Source organism: Streptomyces sp. NPDC001880 (genome assembly GCF_053594575.1).
This window is the reverse complement of the sequence record NZ_JBSFET010000269.1, coordinates 1-1,688: the sequence shown is the minus strand read 5'-3', so window position 1 is coordinate 1,688 and position 1,688 is coordinate 1. Positions and strand designations below refer to the sequence as shown.

Below are 1,688 nucleotides of genomic sequence, written 5' to 3'. Positions count from 1 at the left end.
TTGACGTGCTCCCTGGCCTAAAGTCCAGGGATTCCGGCCTGGGTCGTCCGACCCTTCCGGGGGCTTCCTGCTTCACCGCGCTGCGCGGGCACGGATGCCCGTCTTACCGGCGCTCCACAGGCGTTTGGTGTCTCCGCCCGTCCGGCGGCGACGATTCGGCGTCCTTCGGAGAGGACGTTACGGGCTGCGTTGTGGTCGCGGTCGTGCACGGTGCCGCACTCGCCGCATGTCCACTCCCGGACATGGAGGGGCTTGGGGCCGTCCCGGTGTCCGCAGGCCGAGCAGACCTGGGAGGAGGGGAAGGTGCGGTCGACCTTGGCGAAGGTGCGTCCGTGCAGAGCCGCCTTGTACTCCAGCATGCCGACGAACGCGGACCATCCCGCGTCGTGCACGGACTTGGCGAGCCGGGTACGGCCGAGGCCGGACACCGCGAGGTCTTCCACGTACACCGCTTGGTTGTCGCGAATGATCTGTGTGGATACCTTGTGGTGCCAGTCCCGGCGCCGGTCGGCCACCCTGGCGTGCTGGCGTGCGACCTTGATACGGGCCTTGGCCCGGTTCTTCGATCCCTTGGCCTTGCGGGACAGCTCCCGCTGAAGGCGCCTGAGTTTCTTCTCCGCCCGGCGCAGGAAACGGGGGCTGTCGATCCTGCTGCCGTCGGAGAGAACCGCGAAGGCGGACAGGCCGAGGTCGATCCCGGCGTCGGTCTCCGCTTCCGGGAGGATGTCGGGCTCGGTGTCCACGACGAAGCTGAGGAAGTACCGGCCGGAGCTGTCTTTGACGACGGTGAGGGAGGTCGGGGCGGCTGGAAGGCGCCGGGACCATGTGACCTTGAGTCTGCCGACCTTGGCCACGTACACCGTGCCGTCGCCGGGGAGGCAGAAGGCGTTGGCGTTGAGGCGGATCGACTGCCGGGTGTCCCTCTTCGACTTGTAGCGGGGAGGGCCGACCTTGCGGCCCTTCCGCTTGCCCTTGACGCTGTCGAAGAAGTTCTTGTAGGCGGTGTCCAGGTCCCGCAGGGACTGCTGCAGAACGACCGCCGACACCTCGGCAAGCCAGGCGCGTTCCTCAGTGCGCTTGGCCTGGGTGATGCGAAGCCGGGACAGCTCGGCCGATGTCACGTACGGCAGTCCGGCCGCGTGTGCTTCCTTGCGGTCGCGCAGGCAGTCGTTCCACACCACGCGGGCGCACCCGAACGCTTTCGCCAGCGCACGGCGCTGCGGGGCGTCCGGGTAGGCCCGGTAGTTGTAGCGGAGCTGCACGACCACGACCTTACTACGATTGGTCTCATGTATGGGCAAAACGACTACAGACGTGGCAGGCACGTGGTTTCGGCGATGCATGTGCACTTGGTCTTCGTGACGAAGTACCGGCGCGGAGTGTTCAGCGACGAGATGCTGACACGCTGCGAAGAGATCATGCGCAAGGTCTGCGAGGACTTCGAAGCGGAGCTGAAGGAGTTCAACGGCGAACGCGACCACGTCCACCTCCTGGTGCACTACCCGCCCAAGGTCGCCGTCTCGAAGCTGGTCAACAGCCTCAAAGGCGTCTCCGCCCGCCGGATACGGCAGGAGTTCACCGGCCAGATCAACCGCGCCATCATGCACGGACACCTGTGGTCGCCCTCGTACTTCTCCGCATCGTGCGGCGGAGCACCGTTGGCGATCGTCCGCCAGTACATCGAGCAG

2 protein-coding genes are annotated in these 1,688 nt (G+C 66.4%); one reads left to right on the top strand and one right to left on the bottom strand.

Annotated elements, in window-relative coordinates; genetic code table 11:
• Nucleotides 1-17 precede the first annotated feature (17 nt).
• A complete protein-coding gene (locus ACWCQ6_RS37160) occupies nucleotides 18-1,262 on the bottom strand; it encodes an RNA-guided endonuclease InsQ/TnpB family protein (protein WP_451096913.1) in 1,245 nt (414 codons plus the stop codon).
• 27 nt (nucleotides 1,263-1,289) lie between these two features.
• On the opposite strand from ACWCQ6_RS37160, the gene tnpA reads away from it, so the two are divergent.
• Nucleotides 1,290-1,688: IS200/IS605 family transposase (gene tnpA / locus ACWCQ6_RS37155; protein WP_451096911.1), on the top strand; the 399-nt coding region annotated here is incomplete at its 3' end.